We start from the raw sequence: 2,780 nt of genomic DNA, 5'->3' as shown, positions 1-2,780 counted from the left end.
AGTGATGGCAGTGCCATCACCCACCTGGCTCTTTCTGGAGTGATGGCAGTGCCATCACCCACCTGGCTCTTTCTGGAGTGATGGCAGTGCCATCACCCACCTGGCTCTTCCTGGAGTGATGGCAGTGCCATCACCCGCAGGAATTAGTCCTCGGAGGCCCCGGGCTGGGGCAGCAGCTGGTCGTCGTCCAGATCCGCGCCTTCGAGCTTGTGTGCCTGATCACTGCCGGACGGCGTGGCTTCCTCACGGCGGATCGTCGGCGCAAACTCGCTGCGACGCGTTCCTTCCAGAATGTCCTGCGGCAACTCACCGTATTTCTCGAGGGCGTTTCGCGCCTTGGCGTTGTTGGCCGCGAAATCGTCACGCGTTGCGCCGCTGAATCCGGGGAACTTGACGGGGGCGTAGCAGAGCGAGCGCAAGGCATGACCGCCCTGATCACGGATCATCGCGCCGCGTTGCTTGTTGCCCAGCAAGCCAATGTGGTGCGCCAATAGGACATCGCGGACGATGCTGTCGTACTGCATCAGCAACATGACGGCCTGCCAGCCCATCTGCCCGCCGGTGAACACGGGCGTCACGAACGGTTGCTGGCTGACGTTACGGCTAACATCGAGTCCTTCCGGGATCTGCTTCAGCACACTGCTGACTCGAGTTTCCAGCTGCTGCAGCGCCTGTCGGGTCTCGTCGACTTTCTCCTCGAGCATGAGCAGCCAGTGATCGGCATAGGGATCGTCTCGGCCCGCTGCCTGGTGAACACGACCGGCCAGCGACAGGAACTGCTTGAGGCCGACCACCTGCGGTTTGCCGCTCTCGACTCCGCGCCCGTGCCAGGCAAGCACTGCCGGATAGGTGTGCAGGGTCATCTCGATCTTGCTGCGTAGCTGCCCTACACGGGGCTCAGTGCTGGCCATAATCACTCCTGAGTCGTCGATGCACTGGATGGGATGCCAGCATCAGGGGTCGATGAGCATTGCCCTACCGGAAACGTTAAACGCGATCTCAAGGGTTTCTAGCGCCGTAGTCCGAGGCGCTTGAACATCTCCCCTCGCGCCCGTTCGGTTGCCGCCGACATCGGCTGTGGTTCCGGCTGGGCCGGCTTGGGCGGCGACATCGCCACCACCGGCGCGGTAACGGCCCGGTTCTGTTCGTCACTCGTCTCAGCCTGGTCACGCCGCTTGTTGGCGACGCCGCGCCCGAAGTGGGTCAGCTGGAAATTGTCCGAGGCGGCACGCTTGGCCAGAGTGTGCAGGAAGCCCAGTGTGTTCTTGACCTTGCCGGCATCGACCCGCCCGGCGGCTTCGTCGATCACCGCCTGCTGCGTCTCGGTCGACAACCCCGTCAGCAGGAACGTGACCGATTCCCGCTCGTCGGCAGTCAGCTCGAGCGGCCAGCTCCAGATCAGCGAGGCGTCGCCCGGCTCGCGCGCGGTGGTTTTACACACACTGTTTGTATAACTACGTACTGTAGGGCGAGCTGCATCGGAAACTGCGTCGTAAGTGCCTGATTCACGCATGAGTTTCCGCTGGAAACTGGGATCTTCGGATTCAGGAAACTGTCCGGGTTTCCGCTGGAAACCGGGAGAATCCTGCTGAGTTTCCGCCGGAAACTGGGCATCTGATGACAGAGTTTCCGCTGGAAACTCTGTGCGCTTTTGGCGCTCGGCACGCTGGTCGATGACATCGAGTCGGGTCGGCAGTTCGAGCACACCGCCCTCGGCCAGCTCGTCGCGAACGAGTTGCGCCACCTCGGCGACATCACGGTTGTGATGACGGGTGCAACGGATGACGTACTCGATGTACTCGGCATCCAGCGACAGCGACTCGGCGGGTGCCAGCGGCTCATCGTGCAGCACGTAGACGTTGCCGATCATGCGTCCGTTGTCGGTGTTCCGCGCTTTCATGCCCAACGTCATCCAGCGGGTCAGCCTGAGGATCGCGATGACACGCGCCACGGTCTTGCGTGACGCCTTACGGTTCGCACCGGAACGCAGCAACGGCTCCAGTTCGTCATAGGTTGGAAAAGCGGTGGTGCGATCGGCGTTCGAGAGCAGTCGGATCATCTGCCACCCAAGCACGTCGACCGCGCCCAGGCGTTGATCGAGTAGCAGGGCTCGGGGAACGGTCTCATGGGGATTGCCCATGAACAGCAGACCGTCGAGCGCATCCTCCTGACCGCTTGACGCCGAGGCGGCCTCGCCTCGGCGTTGAGTCATGGATGACGCGGCGCGCCCGATAAGCGCGTCAAAATGTTTCATCACGCCACCCCTTCACGCACCACGCCCTCATCCTCGGCAGGCAGGCTTTGCTGTCGCGCCTGCTCCGGCTGGGTCCACTGCTTGATCAGGGTCCAGATCACCGCCAACGGCAGCGTGACCTCTTCGGCCAGTACCAGCATGCCGCGAATATCTTCCACGGCACCGGGACCGGATGGATCGTCAGAAATGGTCTGCCAGCGGTGGTACGCCTCGTGCTCTACCTTCTCTTCCGGCATGGGCAAGCGTCCCTGCCGGCTCGGCACGCCCAGCAGCGTGCGACGCGCCGAGCAGTCGTTCGGGGTCAGACCGAAGAAGGTGCTCAGCATGTGCACGCTGGCCCCGTGTCGAATGCAGTGATCGACCAGCCCGTCGCGATCCTGGTCGCGATCGACGCGGCGCAGCGCCGCTTTGAAGGTGTCGTGATCCAGCTCGAACCGGGCCACGCCCGGAAACTCGTGGATCAGGGACTCGATCTCGCTGGCCCGCAGCCGACTGAGACTCTGCAGCTCGTCATCGCGGAAGCCCA

At 63.1% G+C, this 2,780-nt stretch carries 3 protein-coding genes; all 3 read right to left on the bottom strand.

Going from position 1 to position 2,780, the window contains the following annotated elements:
* Window positions 1-143: 143 nt before the first annotated feature.
* Window positions 144-911 (bottom strand): PFL_4669 family integrating conjugative element protein, encoded by a 768-nt coding sequence (locus AC3AYF_RS19915; protein ID WP_295040325.1) that lies wholly within the window; start codon window positions 909-911, stop codon window positions 144-146.
* 98 nt (window positions 912-1,009) lie between these two features.
* Window positions 1,010-2,212 carry an STY4528 family pathogenicity island replication protein gene (locus tag AC3AYF_RS19910; protein WP_295040327.1) on the bottom strand — a complete coding sequence of 401 codons (1,203 nt, stop codon included), beginning with the start codon at window positions 2,210-2,212 and terminating at the stop codon, window positions 1,010-1,012.
* Window positions 2,213-2,253: 41 nt separating this feature from the next.
* Window positions 2,254-2,780: STY4526/YPO1902 family pathogenicity island replication protein (locus AC3AYF_RS19905; RefSeq protein ID WP_487780255.1), on the bottom strand; the 527-nt coding region annotated here is incomplete at its 5' end.

The organism is Salinicola sp., from assembly GCF_982684285.1.
The sequence above is the reverse complement of the archived record's forward strand: the minus strand, read 5'-3'. Positions and strand labels throughout refer to the sequence as shown.